General features: G+C 45.0%; 2 protein-coding genes. Both read left to right on the top strand.

Annotation, left to right across the window (positions count from 1 at the left end; genetic code table 11):
• Positions 1-33 precede the first annotated feature (33 nt).
• A complete protein-coding gene (locus tag K2Q26_01065) occupies positions 34-1,206 on the top strand; it encodes an MFS transporter (protein ID MBY0314077.1) in 1,173 nt (390 codons plus the stop codon).
• A 70-nt stretch (positions 1,207-1,276) separates the two neighbouring features.
• On the top strand, positions 1,277-1,629 hold a 353-nt coding region (locus tag K2Q26_01060; protein MBY0314076.1), incomplete at its 3' end, for an AI-2E family transporter.

Raw genomic sequence — 1,629 nt, 5'->3', positions numbered from 1 at the left:
TCATCCGAAGGCTTTCGGCTAAAATAGGAAATCGTGAACCCAGTCCGTCGCGTTTATATTTTTAATTTTAGTTGGCTTTTTATCATCGTGTTGCCGATTCTCTATCCCTACTACGCATCGCTGGGGATGACGGTGACCGAGTTTTTCCAACTCCAGGCCGCGTTCGGCTTGTCGGTGGCGCTTGTTGATATCCCCGCGGGTTACTTCGCCGATCTTTACGGGAGAAAACTCAGTTTATGCATTGGCTCTATCATATCGGCGCTGGGATACCTCGTGCTCAATTACGCCACCAGTTTTTGGGGATTATTTCTACATGAAGTATTAGTGGGCATTGCCTTAGGTTTTATATCGGGTTGCGATGTCGCCCTCCTTTATGATTCCTTGCCTTTGGACAAAAGACACCACGAAGGTGCTTCCAAAGCCTTGTCATTTTCACAGTGGTCCTACTCTTTAGGTGAAGCGAGTGGAGCGTTGATTGGCGGATTTCTCGTGACCTTTTCTTTTCGCCACGTGATTTTCACCCAGATGATTATTTCGTGGCTCCCTTTTCTTTCAGCTTTGACTCTGAAGGAGCCCAACATTGCACGCAAGCGGGCTTTTAAATGGGACCATATTCCCGAAGTCGCTCGCAAGTTATTTGTCGATAATCGCTTAATGCGGCTTTTATCTATGAACTTTGTCGTCTGGTTTCTCGCCAACTTTATTATCATTTGGTCGCTTCAGAAATACTGGACACATCTCCAGATTGATCTCAAATATTTTGGAATCCTTTGGGCCTTTTACACTATCTCCATCGGTTTCGCGGCACTCAGTGCGCCTTATCTCCAACGCCGGTTTGGATTACAGGCCGTTATGCTCACCATTCCGATTTTTTGTTTCAGTGGATATATATTGATGACCTTCGATCAAGTCATCGTAGGGATCATGGGCGGTTTACTCATTTACTTTTCTCGAGGCTTAAACAATGTCACGCTCAGAGATCAAATTAACATGCGTTTGAGCGCCGAGCTGCGAGCGACGGCAAACTCTATGCTCAGTTTTATGTTTCGTTTTACTTTTGGAATTCTAGGCCCCTTTATCGGATCTTTCATTGATCTTCGTGGAATCCATGACGCTTTCGTCATTCTCTCAATGGTTTTCGTTGCGGCATTTCTCTTAATAACCCCTCCGCTTCTGCGCATGAAAACGGATCTGACGACCACGTAAGGCTCTAAGATTAAATTATTGGTGCTAGACTCTGAATTTCATTGCCGCTAATGCCTATCAGAGTTAAATCTTGGACATGATAACTCTTAAAAAATCCATGATTAAAGAAGTTGCGGTTGTTGGAACTTTATTATTGTTCATTGCTTTGTTTTTCGTCGGACTGGGCTCCGCTTTATTCCAACTTTGCATCGCATTTTTTTTAGCGTATGCCACATTACCGCTCCTAAAGTGGCTGGAGAAAAAAGGTTTTAGTCGTTCCGCCTCCACCGCCGCTGTCGTGGCCGCGGTCGGTATCGGAATTGTTCTGTTATTACTCATCATCATCCCTCCGATTGTGAGCGAAATCCAAACCGCAGTGGCCGAAGCTCCCCAAAATTTCCATATTCTTCTCGAAAAGTTGGATAGCAAATTGGCCGAGTACGA

Source organism: Bdellovibrionales bacterium, from assembly GCA_019750295.1.
Classification (GTDB): Bacteria; Bdellovibrionota; Bdellovibrionia; order Bdellovibrionales; family JAGQZY01; genus JAIEOS01.
The sequence above is the reverse complement of the archived record's forward strand: the minus strand, read 5'-3'. Positions and strand labels throughout refer to the sequence as shown.